The organism is Streptomyces malachitofuscus, from assembly GCF_055571035.1.
Genome location: NZ_JBVIGA010000029.1, coordinates 67,600 through 82,507 on the forward strand (window position 1 = coordinate 67,600; position 14,908 = coordinate 82,507).

Genomic DNA, 14,908 nt, shown 5'->3' on the forward strand with positions numbered 1-14,908 from the left:
GGATAAACGTGTTACAGCGACATAAAGGCGGTCCACGGCTGCACCGGACTCCGACGACGTCTTTACACGGCTGCGAACCCGGCCCTGGTTTCGCCGTCGGCTTCCTCGTCCTGGCCCTCCGTGCCGGACTGGCCGGCTGGTGGCCGGCCGGAAGGGCTTGAGCCCGGTCGCCTCGATGACCGAGACCGCGCGCCGCATCTGCGAGCGGAGCCAGCGCCAGCGCTTGCGCCTCACCGGCCCCGACGAAGAAGAGATGACCACCTGTGTGGCTGTGGTGCACGGCGTTGCGGATGACGTTGGCGAGCAGGCACATCACGCGACACCGAGTGCCGAAGCCCGCCCGACCGGCGGACACACGGTCCGTCCGGAATGCGCCTGACCGCCGGGACGGACGCAGTCACCGGGGGTCAGGTGGAGGAACCAGCCTGCCGCGCCGCAGCGGCATTCCGGTCACGGCGCGACTGGGTCCTACCTTGGCCAGCGGTCACACGGGCAACAAGCCCGTAACCGGCAAGGTACGTTTTCCCCCATGGAAAGCTCTCGGCGTTCTGGTCGCCCCTGGTCCAAGAGCCGTTCCGCCATGGACGACCTGCAGTTCTTCCACGTGGTCGCCTCGAGCGAGACGCTGACGGCGGCGTCGCGGGAACTCGGTTGCTCCCTGCCCGTCGTCAGTAAACGTCTCAGCGCGCTGGAGCGCCGCCTGGCGGTCCGGCTCGTTCAGCGCGGCGCCCGTCGACTCGTACTGACTTCGGAGGGCGAACTGTACGCGGCGCGCGTCGAGGCGATCCTCGAGCAGGTTCGCGAACTCGAGGACACGATCACCGACACAGCCGGGGCCTTGCGTGGGTCGCTGGTCGTGGAAGCCACGCTCGGCCTCGGCCGCACGCACATCGCGCCGTTGCTGGGCGAATTCGCCGCGGCGCACCCGGAACTTCACGTCCGGATGCAGACGTCCGCGCTGCCTCTACGGCCGCACCAGCGTGAGTTCGACGTGGCCGTCCACGTGGGTATACCGCCTGACTCCTCGCTGCGCATGCGGCGCCTGGCCAAGAACCGGCGTGTGCCCTGCGCGGCACCGTCCTACCTCGCCGAGCACGGCACACCGGCCGCCATCGAGGATCTGGCCCACCACAACTGCATCGTGCTGCGGGAGAACGAGAGCGATTTCTCGCTCTGGCGCTTCGGAGACACGGACCGTCCCCGGCATGTGCGGGTCCACGGCAGTCTCTCGAGCAACGACGGTGACGTGGTGACCGGCTGGGCCCTCGAGGGCCGCGGTGTGATCATGCGGTCGGAGTGGCACGTCAGGCCACATCTGGAGCGCGGGGAACTCGTCCGGGTCCTGCCGCATCTGGCGACGCCGGCCGCCGACATCTACGCCCTCCTGGAGGAGGACGGTCATGTCCCGCGACGTGTCAGCGCACTCATCGACCACCTCGCCACCCGGCTCCCGCTGCGCCTGGAGCACGCCAAGGGCCGGTCCTCGGTCACGCCGAGCGCCGATTGATCCCTCTGCCCGGTGACCGGTGTACCTGACGGTGCCGGAACCGACCCGTCAGAAAACCCTCAAGTCACCTGTGCGGCGGTCGTCAGGCCCACTCAGAAGGATGTGGCGAGTCGTCCTCCGCACAGTGAGGGGATCGTTGATGGCTACGCTCTCGTAGTGACTGGGCGCGCCGGCTGCCCGCCTGTGTCGCCCCAAGGGCGTCCGGCTGCCGCACGACAGCTGGTCGTACATGGCCAAGACCACGGCCGCCACAGGGCTGCTCCGCGCCACCGACGTGGAGCACATGTGGCTGCCGCTCTCGCACGTCTTCGGCAAGGCGTTGACCTCCACCCACATCGAGGTCGGCCATGTCGTCACCGTCGACGGCCGCGCCGAAAGGATCATCGAGAACCTCCCGGTGGTCCGGCCGACGAACATGGCGGCCGACCGCGAGATCACGCCGAGTCCGAAGGTGAAGCGGCCGGTGGTCGAACGCCCGTACCGGGACCTCCTCGACGAAACGCACCGGGGTACACGCGAGGCGTAGGGCGGGCACACGCCTCTGAGCAGGAGCCGGAGACTCAGATAGACAGCCCAGGTTGTACACCCTGGGCTGTCTATCTACCCTGAGGACATGACGCGGGCGGACGAGGAGCACGTGACCGAGGCGGCCGTTCAGGCTGCCGGCGACATCTGGGTGGTGTTCGGCCGCCTCCGTCGCAAACTACGCACCCTGGAGGCGGCCGAGGAGGGGGCGGTCCGAGACGGAGGCAGGGAGCGGGAGCCGTCCCCGCCGCAGAGTTCCGTCCTGCGCCGCCTCGACAGGAGCGGTCCCGCCTCCGCCAGTGAACTCGCCGCTGCCGAAGGCGTACGGCCTCAGTCCATGGCCAAGACAGTCATCGCCCTCGAGGAGGCCGGGCTCGTCTCGCGCAGCCCGGACCCCGCTGACGGGCGGCGGCAGGTCGTCTCGCTCACTGCCCGGGGGCGCGAGCGGCGCAGGGGCGAGCGCCTCGCGCGTCAGGCGTGGCTCGCCCACGCCTTGCAAGAACACGGCACCGAGGAGGAGGTGCGGGCGGTCATCACCGCCATGGCGCTGCTCGACAAGGTGGCGCAGGCGTGACGCGGACCGCTGCGCAACGACAGCGTCGGGGAGAGAAGGACGGCTTCGACCGTCGCCTGATCGCACCGATGATCCTGGGGTCGATCCTCAACCCCGTCAACTCCTCGATGCTCGCGGTCGCGTTGGTGCCCATCGGGCGCGCCTTCGGCGTGCCGCCCTCGCAGACGGCGTGGCTGGTATCGGGCCTCTATCTCGCGACGGCCGTCGGTCAGCCGGTGATCGGCCGGCTGGTCGACGCGTTCGGTCCGCGCCGGCTCTATCTGCTGGGCACGGCGCTGGCCGGCCTCGCCGGGCTGCTCGGCACGCTCGCTCCGAACCTGTGGGTCCTGGTCGCCTCCCGCGTCCTCCTGGGATTCGGCACCTCGGCGGCATTCCCGGCGTCCATGTCGCTGCTGCGGTCCGAGTCCGAGCGAACGGGCCGGAGGAACCCGAGCGGCGTCCTCGCCGCACTGTCGATATCCAACCAGGTCATCGCCGTCGTCGGCCCGGCCCTCGGCGGCCTGCTGATCGGCACGGGCGGCTGGCATCTGATCTTCGGCATCAACGTGCCGCTGTCCCTCATGTGCTGTGTCCTGGGCGCGCTGTGGCTGCCCCGCGCGACGCCCTCGGGCGGGCCGCCGCACATCGATGTTCCGGGCATGCTGTGGTTCGCGGGATCACTGACCGCGTTCATGCTCTTCCTGATGAACCCGGCGGTCGCACACTGGTACCTGCCGGTGCTCGGTCTGGCCGCGGGCGCGGTGTTCGTCCGCCGCGAACTCGGCGTCGGGCAGCCCTTCATAGATCTTCGGGTCCTCGGCGGCAACGTACCGCTGCTCGCCACGTTCGCCCGCCAGTGCCTCGCCTACACCACGTCGTACGCCTTCTTCTACGGCTACAGCCAGTGGCTCCAAGAGGGTCGAGGACTCAGCGCGTCGCAGGCCGGGCTGCTGCTGGTGCCGCTGCCGGCGACGGCCATCGGTGTCACCGTACTCACGGGGCGCCGGAGCCGGGTGCGGGGCAAGCTCGTCGTCGGAGCGCTGTTCCAGTGCCTCGGCTGCGCGGCGTTGCTGCTGCTGCACGACGACAGTCCGGTCTGGCTGCTTGTCGCGCTCAGCGCGGTGGTCGGCATCCCGCACGGGCTGATCGGACTGGTCAACCAGAACGCCCTGTACGCACAGTCCGACCCGGCCCGCATGGGCTCGTCCGCGGGGCTGCTGCGCACCTTCATGTACGTCGGCGCACTGTTCGCGGCGGCGGCGAACGCCATGTTCTTCCGCGACGGCGCCACCAGTTACGGACTGCACACCATGGCCTGGTCACTCATCGGCGTGGCCGCTGTGTTCCTGGTCCTGTGCGCGGCCGACCGGTCGCTGGGCCGCCTCGGCACCACACCGCGCGACATGGCCTTCCGGTCGGAAGTTCGTGGTTGACCAGATGAGTTAACGGAGATAACTTATCGCCCCTCACTCAGATGGGAGCATCCCGTGCCCACACTCGCAGCCGAGGACGTCTATGCACTCGCGCCGTACGCCCGGACCCTAGGAGTCGTGTTCGACGAGATGACGGCAGCCGGCGTCCGCGCCACGCTGGCCCACGATCTCTCACTCTCCACGGTGGGCGGTGGTCTCCACGGAGGAGCGCTGATGGGCCTCGCCGACGTGAGCGGTGCCGTGTGCGCCGCGCTCAACGGTCCGGCCGGGTCCGCACCGGCCACCGTGGAGTCGACCACGCACTTCCTTCGGCCGGCCCACACGGACGTCGTTGCCACGGCTCGTCCCCTCCGGGTGGGACGCAACACCGTCATCGAAGTCGACGTGCACGACACCGAGGGCGAGCTGTGCGCCCGGGTGACCCAGGTGGTCACCGCCGTCAAGCCGAAGTGACCGGCTCCCGCGTTCGCGCCGCCAAGGGCCAGGGCGGCCTGCTCCGCGAGCAGCTTCTCGACATCGCCGGTCAACTGCTCGAAGACGGTGGTGCCGACGCGCTGACGATTCGCGCCGTGGCGAGCAGCGCGGGCGTCACACCGCCTGCCGTCTACCTCCACTTCGCCTCGAAGAGGGAACTCGTCCACGCCACGTGCCTGCGGGTGTGGAGCTCGCTGTTCGCCGAGTTGGAAGCGGTGGCCCGGGAGCTCCCGGATCCGGTGACAGCGCTCTACGAAACCTGCGTCGCCTACATAGTCTTCGGGCTTCGCCATCCCTCCCAGTACCGACTGGTGATGGACGGCGAGGCCACCGAGGCCAGTCGCCAGAACGCGGACGCGTGTTTCCGGTACTTCCGTGACAAGGTCGCAACCTGCGCCGATGCCGGAGTACCAGTGGAGAGCACCACTGAAACGGCCAGACTGCTGTGTGCCGGCATGCACGGTGCGGTCAGTCTTCTTATCCAGCAGGAACGCGATGACGCATGGCCCTCGGACCCCGCTCGCTATGCCACCCGGGCGGCGTCCTCAGCCGTGCACGGCGCTCTTCTCACCGCATCCCACGCGCCCCGGCCCTCGATGTCCACCGTGATGCGGTAGGGCTGACTCCGGCGCGAAGGCGGGCACCGGTTCAGGAGCGGGGCGTCACGGTTTCACCGGCGTGGGGCGGCCGTGGAGCCCCGCTCGACCAGACTGGTGCGCAGCAGAGTCCGCTTGCGGCTGCCGCCGACGATGCGGTCCACCAGCATGCCGGCGGCCTGCCGGCCCTTTTCCACGATGGGCTGGTGGATCGTGGAGAGGCCGGTCAGGGCGGCCACGGGGGCGTCGTCGTAACCGATCACCGAAAGGTCGTCCGGTACCGCCGTCCCACGGTCGCGCGCCACGCGCACGGCCGGTGTACGGCCTGCAGGCGCGCGTCCTGCAGACGCCCGACGGTCCTCCTCACCAGGACCTCCGTGGCGACGCCCTCCCGGTCGAGGCGACCACCGTCAGTGGTCCGCCAGTTGCCCGGTGACCAACGCCGTGGTCTCCCGTACGGTCTGCCGCAGCCATCGGTGGGCCGGGTCGTCGTCTACGCGGGGATGCCAGGCCATGCCGTAGGGAAATGGCGGGAGTTCGTCGGGAGCCTCGGCCATGCGGTAGTCGGGGTGATCGGCGTAGGCCAGTGCGCTGCGGCGCGGGAGAGCGGCGATGAGTTCCGTACCGGGGAGAGCACCGGCCGCGGCGGAGAAGTACGGCACCCTCAAGCCGGTACGGCGGCGCAGCCCGTGCTCGTCCAAACGGCGCTCGACCATGGTCTGACCGTCGGCGAGGACGGTGATGACGACGTGCGGATGCGCGATGAAGTCCTCGATGCTCAACCGCTCGGCGGTGACGGGATGGTCCCGCGCCAGGAGGCAGACGAACTCCTCCTCGAAGAGCGTCTGCCAGCGCAGGGAAGGGGGTGCCGTGACACCGGCGATCACCAGGTCCGCGCGGCCCTGTTCGACGTCGGTGAAGGACTGGTCGCTCAACGGGGCGACGCTGAAGGTGATGCCCGGTGCCTCACGGACGAGACGCGGCAGCAGGCCGGGGCCGAGCGCGGAGGTGGCGTAGTCGGTGCAGTGGATGCGGAGTTGGCCGGTGGCCTTGGCGGGGTCGAAGGTCTCACCGCGCAGCAGCATCTCCAGTCGCGGCAGGATCACGGCGAGTTCCGACTGTATCTCCCGGCCGCGGCGGGTCGGCTCGTACCCGCTGGGTGTCCGCACCAGAAGCTCGTCGTCGAAGGTCTCCCTGAGGCGTTGCAGCACACGACTCATGGCCGACTGACTCAGGTGGTACCGGTCGGCGGCCCGCGTCACATGCCTCTCCTCGAGGAGCACCGCCAGCGCTTCGAGGAGGTTGAGGTCGACATTCCGCAGAAGTGACACGCACCCACGGTAGCGCTCACATGCAGGTCACGCATGCACCGCAGGCTGGATGACCGTCATCATGCGTCGAGCGCATGGCGAACATTCCCATTTGGCGTTGGACGAATGCCGCGCGGGAGGCCCAGGCTCGGTCTCATCCCACCGAACCCGCATACGAGGAGTCGTTCGCCCATGCCCGAACACAGCAGGCGCAACGTCCTGAAATCGGGGGGCGCCGCAGCAGCGGCCGTGATGGCCCCGCTCCCGGACGGCCCCCGGACCGCGACCGCGCCCCATCAGGTCCGGCAGGCGGCACAGCCCAAGGCGGTCATCGACCTCACGCTGGAGGTCAATGGGAAACGGCACCGCTTGGAGGGAGTCGAGGCCCGGGTCACCCTGCTCGACGCCCTGCGTGAGCGGGCCGGGCTCACCGGCGCCAAGAAGGGCTGCGACCGAGGTGAGTGCGGCGCCTGCACCGTGCTCGTCGACGGGCGGCGCATCAAGGCGTGTCTGACGCTGGCGGTCATGCAGGACGGACGCTCCATCACCACCGTCGAGGGGCTCGCCCGCGGGGAGCGGCTTCACCCGGTGCAGGAGGCCTTCATACGGCGTGATGCCTTCCAGTGCGGCATCTGCACGCCAGGGCAGATCATGTCGGCGGTGGCCTGCATCGAGGAGGGCCACACCGGTTCCGAGGACGAGATCCGTGAGTGGATGAGCGGCAACCTGTGCCGCTGCAGCTGCTACCCGAACATCGTCGACGCGGTCGCCGACGCGGCCAAGGCGGTGCGGCGATGAGGGACTTCTCCTATGTCCGCCCGGATGCGGCGGCCGAGGCCGTACGCCTGGTCGCCCGCAGCGCGGACGCGACGTTCGTCGCGGGCGGTACGGACCTGCTGAACCTGATGAAGGACGGTGCCGAGGACCACGCACTGGTGGTCGACATCAGCCGGCTCCCCCTCGCCGGCATCGAGGAGTCCGGAGGGCGGCTGCGCATCGGCGCCCTGGCGCCGATGGCGGACGTGGCCCTGCACCCGCTGGTCCGCAAGCGGCTGCCGCTACTCTCCCAGGCACTACTCGCGAGCGCCTCGCCGCAGGTCCGCACCATGGCGACGATCGGGGGCAATCTGCTCCAGCGCACCCGCTGCTGGTACTTCCGCGGTACGGGCTTCGCCTGCAACAAGCGTGAGCCGGGCTCGGGTTGTGCCGCTCTGGAGGGCCGCAGCCGCCAGCACGCCGTACTGGGCGGCGGCGACCACTGCATCGCCGTTCACCCCTCCGATCTCGCGGTCGCCCTGCGCGCCCTGGATGCCACGGTGCACACGCTCGGCCCGGACGGCGCCCGCACCGTCTCCGTCGCCGACTTCTACCGGGAACCCGGCGACACGCCCCACGTCGAGAACGCGCTGCGACACGGTGAACTGATCACCGCGGTCGAGGTGCCGCTGCCCGCCGCCGGAACCCGCCAGCGCTACCTCAAACTGCGGGACCGTGCCACGTTCGAGTTCGCCGTCGTGTCCGTCGCCGCGGTGCTGCAGACGCGCGGCCGGGTCGTCGAGGAGGCACGCCTCGCCTTCGGCGGCATCGCCACCCGCCCCTGGCGCTCCGCCGAGGCCGAGGCCGCGCTGCGAGGCGGGCCGCTGACGGAGCGGACCATCGAGGCGGCCGGGCGCGTCCTGGTCCGGGACGCCAGGCCCCGCGAGGACAACGAGTTCAAGGTCGAGCTGGTGCAGCGCGCACTCCAGGACGTACTCGGCCGCTACACCGGAGGTTCCCGATGAACACCGACGTCGTCGGCCGGCCGCTGTCCCGCGTGGAGTCCCGGCTGAAGGTGACCGGTGCGGCCGAGTACACCGCGGACGTCCGCGTCCCCCGGCTGCTGCACGGGTACATGGCCATGAGCACCATCGCCCGCGGGCGCATCACCAGGATCGACACCCGCGCCGCCGAGGCCGCCCGCGGGGTCGTCGCCGTCTACACCCATGCGACCATGCCGCGGCTGAAGCGGCCCACCTACCGGCCGTTCTTCAAGCCCTTCATCCCCATCCAGTCACCCGAGATCCACCACGCGGGCCAGCCGGTCGCCCTCGTCGTCGCACAGACGCTGGAGCAGGCCCAGCGGGCCGCGGAGCTGATCGAGGTCGAGTACGAGGAAACAGGCCGTCCACTGGGCGAGTTGGCGAGGGGCGAGCCGTTCCTGACGCCCACCGGACCGGACGGCCCCAACACCTTCGAGCGGGGTGATGTCGCCGAGGGCATGGCCCGGGCCGACGTCCGTGTCGAGGCCGAGTACACGATCCCCATGCACCACCACAACCCGATCGAACCCCACGCCACCACCGCCGTGTGGAAGGGCTCGAAGGTGACGGTGTACGAGACCACACAGGCCCTGGGCAACACCCAGCACGTCGTCAGCGAGGCCCTGGACGTGCCGCTCGACGACGTCCGGGTGATCTCCCGCTACCTCGGCGGTGGATTCGGCTCCAAGGGACCGGTCTGGGCCCACACCGTCCTGGCCTGCGCCGCCGCCCGTGCCGTGGGGAGGCCGGTCAAGCTCGTACTGACCCGGGCGCACATGTACACCTCCAACGGACACCGCGCCGAGACCCATCAGAGGATCAGCGTCGGTGCCACCCGCGACGGCCGGATCACCGCGCTCGACCACGTGAGCACCCAGCAGGTCACCCGGGGCGACGTCGCCCTGTTCAACAGCAGCGAGCCGATCCGCATGCTGTACGACATCCCCCATCTGTCCAACGTGCAGCGCACCGTACGCCTGGACCTGCCCACCCAGAGCTTCATCCGGTCCCCGGAGGCATGCTCCAGCCACGCCCAGGAAGCGGCGCTGGACGAACTCGCGCACGCCCTGAAGCTCGACCCGGTCGAGCTACGCAAGCGCAACTGGAGCAGCCGCAACATGGCGGACGGCGAGGAGTGGGGCAGCAACTACCTGCGTGACTGTTACGACCGCGCAGCGTCGATGTTCGGCTGGTCCCGGCGCGACCCGCGCCCTCGCTCCATGCGCGACGGCGGCGAACTCGTCGGCTGGGGCATGGCCACCTCCGCCCACACCGCCGGCGGCCGCCCGGGATCCGGGGCCCGCATGACCTTCGACGTCCGCGGCAGGGCGCGCATCCAGGTGGGCACCCATGACCTCGGCACCGGCACGTACACCGTCATGACGCAGATCGCCGGCGAGGTGCTCGGGATCCCCGTCTCCGACGTGACGTTCGAACTCGGGGACAGCGCCTTCCCCCAGAGTTACGCCTCGGGCGCCTCCACCACGGCCCCCGGTGTCGGCAGCGCCGTCAACCGCGTGTGCAGCGCCGCCCGCACGGCCGTCATCGAGATGGCCGTGTCCCAGCCCGGCTCCCCGCTGCGCGGCGTCCCCGCCGACCGGGTGGACACCGGAGACGGCCACCTCTTCGACACCGCCGACCGCAGCTCGCGGGTCAGTTACCGGTCGGTGATCGGACACGGCGGCACACCCCTGCACTTCGAGGTGGACCCCGTCGACACACCGCTCGGTTACTCGACCGGAGCCGTCTTCGTGGAGGTGCGCGTCGACCCCCTGCTCGGCCGGGTCCGCGTGACCCGTGTGGTGGGCTGCTACGACCCGGGCACCGTCCTCAACCGCAAGACGGCGCGCAGCCAGGCCCTCGGCGGCATCATCTGGGGCATCGGCTTCACCCTCTTCGAGCACACCCTCGTCGACCCCGCCACGGCCAGGATCGTCAACCCGAACCTGTCCGGGTACCTGATACCGGTCAACGCCGATGTCCCCGACATCCAGGTGCAGTTCATCGACCGGCCCGACCCCGCCAGCGACGCCCTGGGCGCCCGCGGCTTCGGCGAGACACCGATGACCGGGGTCACCGCCGCGATCGTCAACGCCGTGTTCCACGCCACCGGCAAACGCGTGCGTGACCTGCCCCTCACCCAGGACAAGCTGCTGTGACCCGCGACCACGACCTCTGGTACGCCCTGTACGACGCCTGGTCGTCCGGCCGGACCGCCGCGCTGGCCACCGTCGTGGACACCTTCGGTTCCGCTCCGCGGCCGACGGGGTCGTCCATGCTGCTCACGCCCGAGGGCCAGGTGGTGGGGTCGGTGTCGGGCGGCTGTGTGGAGGGCGACGTTCTCGAACGGGCCCGGGAGTCGGTGCGGGACGGCACCCCGCAGCGGGCGACGTACGGCATCAGCGACGACGACGCCTTCGCCGTGGGTCTGACCTGCGGCGGCACCTTGGAGGTGTACATCGAGCCCGTCGACAGGCACGCCTTTCCCGGGCTGGGCGAGGTGGTCGAGTCCGTGCGGGCCGGCGTCCCCGTCGCCGTCGTCACGGTACTGGAGCACCGCGGGCCGCGGTCGGCGGGCGCCCCTGTGGTGATCCACATCGACGGCCGTGACGACGACCTGTGCCCGCCGGGCCTGCCGGCCGGCGTCCTGGACGAGGCACGCGCACTGCTGCGCGCCGGTGACAGCGGACTGCTCCACCACGCGTCCGAGGGCCTCAGCGTCTTCGTGCGCTCCCTGTCACCGCCGCCCCGGATGCTGCTGTTCGGGGCCGGTGACATTGCCGCGGCTCTCGCCTCGGTCGGCCGCACCCTGGGCTACGAGGTCACCGTCTGCGACGCACGGCCGCTGTTCACCACCGCGGAGCGGATGCCGGACGCCCACGAGGTCGTCGTGGCCCGGCCGGACGCCTACCTGGCCCGTGAGGCGGCGGCCGGGCGGGTCGACTCGCGGACGGTCGCCGTGTCCTTCAGCCACGATCCCCGGTTCGACATCCCGCTGCTGGAGGCTGCGTTGGGACTCGATGTCGCGTTCGTGGGCGCCCTGGGGTCGCGCCGTACCCATGCGCGTCGCGCTCGTGCGCTCGCCGAGACGGGCGTGTCCGCGCAGGCCCTGGCCCGGTTGTCCTCTCCGGTCGGTCTCGACCTGGGCGGCCGCTCACCCGCGGAGACGGCCGTCTCGATCGCCGCCGAGATCATCGCGGCGCGCCACGGAGGTGGAGGCGAACGGCTCTCCCGACGTGCGGGCCCGGTCCATCGCGGGCCGGCCGTGGGAAACCGCGGCTGAGCGGGCCCGCGAGGTCCCCCTCGACAGCCGGGCCGGGGCGCTCGCACTTCCCCCGCCCCGGACATCACCGTCACGGGGTCAGGGAGCTATCCCCACACCGTCGATCCGGCTCCAGGCGCGCTCCTGGGCCGCGGTCATGGCGGGCCACTTGTCGACGCCGGGCAGCGGTGGGCCGCACGGCGGGGGCCGATGTGACGGGTGCGCTGCCGAGTGTTCCCAGACACGCGACGGCGAGCGCCGCGGCCGGCAGCGGCCGGCAGCGCCCGGCGGCGCCGGGCCCCGGAGCGGCCCTTGGCGGGCGGGTGCACGGGCGGTCCGGAGGGGGGCGCGGCGGGTGTCGGCACGGAACTGCTCCTTCGGATGAGGGATGTGCGGGGATCGCTGAGGCACGTGGTGCGTCCGGCATCCGCAATGGCGGGGCGACGTCGACGTGGTCGGGACCGGCCAGGGGCGCGCCGGTGTGAGCCGAGGCCCGTCGGGTCCGGCGGTCGCCGCCCCGGTGAGCGGACGCCGGCGCGGAGGGTGCGGAGCCCGGAGGGAAGCGGGCCGTTCCACGGGGCCGACCGGTCCCGGTCGTTCCGAGGACGTGCCGAGAGCCGGCCGACGGTGGCCGCGGTCAGTCCGACGGCCCCGTGAGGGTCCGGTCCGGTACGGGGAGCATCGCCAGCGGGACGTGGTGCTGGCCGGAGTGGACGTCGCGGTCACGGAGCGAGGCCTGGCTGACCGGGCGCGGGAAGGAGATCTTGACGACGTTCAGGGACGGGATGCGGAACATCTGGATGTCGTCCTCGTCGACTCCGTACAGCTCGGCGATCCTGCGCTCGTTGAGGAACGACGGGTCGGCGGCGACGGCGTAGCCGTGCGTGTCCCGCATGAAGAGCTCCATGGTGACCCAGAAGGGTCCGGCGTTCTTGGACCGGACTTCGTGCGCGAGGTCCGCGAGGGTGGTGGGGGCGTTGTCAGCCACGGTGCGGGGCCTCCTCGATCTCGATGCGGAACATGTCGGTGGGGCTGGTGGTGTCGACGACGTGGTTGAGCACGAACTCGTAGGCGGGCCCGCGTTCCGTCTCGGCCGGTGAGGTGGCGAACGCGAGGCTGGGCAGGTAGCTCATGTCGGGCGTCGGCAGGTGCAGCATCAACGGGTTGGCGACCTTCGCCACGGCGGTGGCGGTGCTCTGGTCCGGAGCGTTGACGAGGAGCATGACCCCCACCTCACGCGGCGCCCCCTGGGCCGGCTCGAGGTGCCCCAGTACGGCGTTGTAACCGTAGAGACGCACGTCGAACGCGTATTTGTCCTCGCTCAGGCCGAGGGTCTGTTCCACGCGCCGCGTGGTGATCGTGTGCAGGAGATCCACCCAGTCGTCGATGTGCTCGAGGATGTGCGGGTCGCGGATCGCGGTGAACGACATGGTCTCGTAGCCGGTGACACGGGCGCCTTCGAGCTTGACGGTGTGCTGGTCGGCGACGTGGAAGCGCGAGCCCTCGACACGCACCCGGCGGTCGTCGAGCGCGGTGTAGGTGGCCTCCCGGACGTCGAGGGTGCCGTCGGGCTCACGCATCTGGAAGGGGTTCACCGTCTCGTAGAGCATGTGGGCCGCGACGAGGATCGGGGTGCAGGCGATCGCCGGGTCGAGCGGTTCGATGGTGAAGCCGTCGGCGTCGATGGTGGCCAGCACTCCCCCGGCCCGGGGGTCGGTGGTGCACTGACCGCCGCATTCGATGATCTTGCCGGCGTGCCAGGCGGGTCCGGCGGGCATGCCCTTCATCAGCGGGTAGGCGGCCGCGACGGCCGTGTCGGTGGCGCGTCCGGCGAGCACCACCTGGGCCCCGGCCTCCAGGGCGGCGACGATGGGTTCGTGTCCCATCATGGCCACGATGTGCGTACAGCTCTCGAGTGTCTCCGCCTTCAGCTCGCCCAGGGGCGGCAGGGCGTGGATGCGGCCCGCGTCCAGATGCCCGACGAGGGTGCCGGCCTCCTGTTCGCTGTAGATGCGGGCGACCCGTAGACCGAGCCCCTCGTCGGCCAGGATGTCGGCGGTGATCCCGGCGATCCAGTCCACGCCGGCGTCGGTGCCGCTGGTGCCGCAGGAGCCCACGATCAGCGGGATACCGGCCCGCGCTGCCGCTTTGAGCAGGACGCGCAGGTCGCGGGCGACGGCGGCACGCGTGGTCTTGGGCTGTGCGGATCCCAGGTAGTAGGGGCCCGAGTCGGTGCTCCCCGCGTCCACGGAGATCACGTCGGCACCGAGCGCCAGGCCGCGCTCGATGGTGGCTTCGGGGAAGCCGGCGCCGAGCATGCCGGTCGGCGCCAGCACTTTGATGCTGTCGACCCGTTCGTGGTCCATGTTCCTCTTCCTTGTCGACGTCCGGCGCCTGGTCGGGCCGGCGTTCATCCGTTGCCGCCGGCGGCGGGGGCGGCCGGCGGCGTGGGGGCGTTCACGGCGAACCGCGGTCGCCCCTCCAGGGCGGCCACCAGTTCGGCCGCGCCCTCCCGGCCCGCGGCGGCCCTGGCCTCGGCGGTCTGTCCCGCCATGTGGGGGTGGACGACGATGCCCTCGATGCCGCGCAGGGGGCTGTCGCCGGGCAGCGGCTCCTCGTCCACCACGTCGAGTGCCGCCGCGGCGATCTCTCCCGTACGGACCGCGTCGGCGAGCGCCCGTTCGTCGACGACGGCCCCCCGCGCGGTGTTGACCAGGACCGCTGTCGGTTTCATCCGCCGGAAGGCGTCGGCGTCGAGCAGGTGTCTGGTCCGTTCCGTCAGTGCGGTGTGCACCGATACGTAGTCGGAGGCGGCCAGCAGTTCGGGGAGCTCGGTGAACTCCACCGAGGGGTCGGTCCGCGCGCTGTCGGGCACGGTGGTCGCGCAGAGCACCCGCATGCCGAAGGCCCGCGCGAGCGGCACCACGGCGCGTGCGGCGGCCCCGTAGCCGATCAGCCCCAGGGTCGACCCGCGCAGTTCGTGGCCGTCCTGCCGGGGCCAGCCACCGGCTGCCACCTCCGTCGCGCTCTGCACGAGCCGCCGCGCCGCCGCCAGGAGCAGGCCGAGGGTGTACTCGGCGACGGCGCCGGCGTTGATGCCCGGGAGGTTGCTCACGGTGATACCGAGCTCGCGCGCGGCGGCCACGTCGATCGAGTCGTAGCCCACGCCCGTGCGGACGACGGCCTTGAGGTGGGGAGCCCTGGACAGGACGTCGGCGGTGAGGGGTTCGTTCGCGACGAGTGCCCCGTCGATGCCGTCGAGGGCGGCGACGAGCTCCTCGGGGTCGCGGCGGCCGGTCATCGGTGCGTGGACGGTGGTGTGGCCGTGCTTGCGCAGATACTGGTCGACTTCGTCGCCCGGCCGCAGATAGTCCGTTGTGATCAGGATGCGGGGCACGGGTGGTTCCTCATTTCTCGCTGCGCCTTCGATCGGATTCTTGGCCACGGGC

15 protein-coding genes and 1 pseudogene are annotated in these 14,908 nt (G+C 71.0%); 11 read left to right on the plus strand and 5 right to left on the minus strand.

The genetic code is table 11. The features are described 5' to 3' along the window. Positions 1–175 precede the first annotated feature (175 nt). From ACZ44S_RS33100 to ACZ44S_RS33130, 7 genes and pseudogenes are all read left to right on the plus strand, one after another. Positions 176–379, plus strand: a complete 204-nt coding sequence (locus ACZ44S_RS33100) for a hypothetical protein (RefSeq protein WP_466935811.1) — start codon at positions 176–178, stop codon at positions 377–379. A gap of 201 nt (positions 380–580) precedes the next feature. Further along, complete coding sequence (locus ACZ44S_RS33105; protein ID WP_466935814.1) at positions 581–1,507, plus strand: LysR family transcriptional regulator; 927 nt, start codon at positions 581–583, stop codon at positions 1,505–1,507. A 187-nt stretch (positions 1,508–1,694) separates the two neighbouring features. Then, a pseudogene (locus tag ACZ44S_RS33110) lies at positions 1,695–1,931 on the plus strand (long-chain fatty acid--CoA ligase); the annotation flags it as partial. Between the two features lie 189 nt (positions 1,932–2,120). Beyond that, positions 2,121–2,606: a MarR family winged helix-turn-helix transcriptional regulator gene (locus ACZ44S_RS33115; protein WP_466935816.1), complete on the plus strand. Its 486-nt coding sequence runs from the start codon at positions 2,121–2,123 to the stop codon at positions 2,604–2,606. Between the two features lie 68 nt (positions 2,607–2,674). Then, positions 2,675–4,018, plus strand: coding sequence for an MFS transporter (locus tag ACZ44S_RS33120; RefSeq protein ID WP_466935924.1), 1,344 nt, complete (start codon positions 2,675–2,677; stop codon positions 4,016–4,018). 54 nt (positions 4,019–4,072) lie between these two features. Then, positions 4,073–4,471: a PaaI family thioesterase gene (locus ACZ44S_RS33125; protein WP_466935818.1), complete on the plus strand. Its 399-nt coding sequence runs from the start codon at positions 4,073–4,075 to the stop codon at positions 4,469–4,471. Then, a complete protein-coding gene (locus ACZ44S_RS33130; protein ID WP_466935821.1) occupies positions 4,468–5,109 on the plus strand; it encodes a TetR/AcrR family transcriptional regulator in 642 nt (213 codons plus the stop codon). Before ACZ44S_RS33125 ends, ACZ44S_RS33130 begins: the two co-directional genes overlap by 4 nt. A 53-nt stretch (positions 5,110–5,162) precedes the next feature. Here ACZ44S_RS33130 and ACZ44S_RS33135 read toward each other — a convergent pair whose 3' ends face one another. Both ACZ44S_RS33135 and ACZ44S_RS33140 read right to left on the minus strand, forming a co-directional pair. Further along, positions 5,163–5,393: a substrate-binding domain-containing protein gene (locus ACZ44S_RS33135; protein ID WP_466935823.1), complete on the minus strand. Its 231-nt coding sequence runs from the start codon at positions 5,391–5,393 to the stop codon at positions 5,163–5,165. Between the two features lie 105 nt (positions 5,394–5,498). Further along, on the minus strand, positions 5,499–6,419 hold the full coding sequence (locus ACZ44S_RS33140; RefSeq protein WP_466935826.1) for a LysR family transcriptional regulator: 921 nt from the start codon (positions 6,417–6,419) through the stop codon (positions 5,499–5,501). A gap of 171 nt (positions 6,420–6,590) precedes the next feature. Here ACZ44S_RS33140 and ACZ44S_RS33145 point away from each other — a divergent pair, with 171 nt between their 5' ends. From ACZ44S_RS33145 to ACZ44S_RS33160, 4 genes are read left to right on the plus strand one after another with little or no spacing between them, the layout of a single operon-like run. After that, positions 6,591–7,196: a (2Fe-2S)-binding protein gene (locus tag ACZ44S_RS33145; RefSeq protein WP_466935829.1), complete on the plus strand. Its 606-nt coding sequence runs from the start codon at positions 6,591–6,593 to the stop codon at positions 7,194–7,196. Continuing rightward, positions 7,193–8,179, plus strand: coding sequence for an FAD binding domain-containing protein (locus ACZ44S_RS33150; protein ID WP_466935831.1), 987 nt, complete (start codon positions 7,193–7,195; stop codon positions 8,177–8,179). Before ACZ44S_RS33145 ends, ACZ44S_RS33150 begins: the two co-directional genes overlap by 4 nt. Continuing rightward, positions 8,176–10,356 (plus strand): xanthine dehydrogenase family protein molybdopterin-binding subunit, encoded by a 2,181-nt coding sequence (locus tag ACZ44S_RS33155; RefSeq protein WP_466935834.1) that lies wholly within the window; start codon positions 8,176–8,178, stop codon positions 10,354–10,356. Before ACZ44S_RS33150 ends, ACZ44S_RS33155 begins: the two co-directional genes overlap by 4 nt. After that, positions 10,353–11,480: an XdhC family protein gene (locus ACZ44S_RS33160; protein WP_466935837.1), complete on the plus strand. Its 1,128-nt coding sequence runs from the start codon at positions 10,353–10,355 to the stop codon at positions 11,478–11,480. Before ACZ44S_RS33155 ends, ACZ44S_RS33160 begins: the two co-directional genes overlap by 4 nt. A 616-nt stretch (positions 11,481–12,096) precedes the next feature. Here the strand turns inward: ACZ44S_RS33160 and ACZ44S_RS33165 are convergent. Genes ACZ44S_RS33165 through ACZ44S_RS33175 form a run of 3 tightly spaced genes read right to left on the minus strand, consistent with a single transcriptional unit; the run spans position 12,097 to position 14,856 of the window. After that, the gene (locus ACZ44S_RS33165) at positions 12,097–12,447 is read right to left on the minus strand and encodes a DUF4387 domain-containing protein (RefSeq protein ID WP_466935840.1); all 351 of its coding nucleotides are present in this window, start codon (positions 12,445–12,447) and stop codon (positions 12,097–12,099) included. Beyond that, positions 12,440–13,825, minus strand: a complete 1,386-nt coding sequence (locus ACZ44S_RS33170) for an acyclic terpene utilization AtuA family protein (protein ID WP_466935842.1) — start codon at positions 13,823–13,825, stop codon at positions 12,440–12,442. Before ACZ44S_RS33170 ends, ACZ44S_RS33165 begins: the two co-directional genes overlap by 8 nt. A gap of 44 nt (positions 13,826–13,869) precedes the next feature. Then, positions 13,870–14,856, minus strand: coding sequence for a phosphoglycerate dehydrogenase (locus ACZ44S_RS33175; protein WP_466935845.1), 987 nt, complete (start codon positions 14,854–14,856; stop codon positions 13,870–13,872). Positions 14,857–14,908: the final 52 nt, after the last annotated feature.

Coding starts and splice junctions, on each gene's coding strand:
- ACZ44S_RS33100 (WP_466935811.1), top strand. CDS start 176: ATGACCGAGACCGCGCGCCGCATCTGCGAGCGGAGCCAGCGCCAGCGC.
- ACZ44S_RS33105 (WP_466935814.1), top strand. CDS start 581: ATGGACGACCTGCAGTTCTTCCACGTGGTCGCCTCGAGCGAGACGCTG.
- ACZ44S_RS33115 (WP_466935816.1), top strand. CDS start 2,121: ATGACGCGGGCGGACGAGGAGCACGTGACCGAGGCGGCCGTTCAGGCT.
- ACZ44S_RS33120 (WP_466935924.1), top strand. CDS start 2,675: ATGATCCTGGGGTCGATCCTCAACCCCGTCAACTCCTCGATGCTCGCG.
- ACZ44S_RS33145 (WP_466935829.1), top strand. CDS start 6,591: ATGCCCGAACACAGCAGGCGCAACGTCCTGAAATCGGGGGGCGCCGCA.
- ACZ44S_RS33150 (WP_466935831.1), top strand. CDS start 7,193: ATGAGGGACTTCTCCTATGTCCGCCCGGATGCGGCGGCCGAGGCCGTA.
- ACZ44S_RS33155 (WP_466935834.1), top strand. CDS start 8,176: ATGAACACCGACGTCGTCGGCCGGCCGCTGTCCCGCGTGGAGTCCCGG.
- ACZ44S_RS33170 (WP_466935842.1), bottom strand. CDS start 13,825: ATGGACCACGAACGGGTCGACAGCATCAAAGTGCTGGCGCCGACCGGC.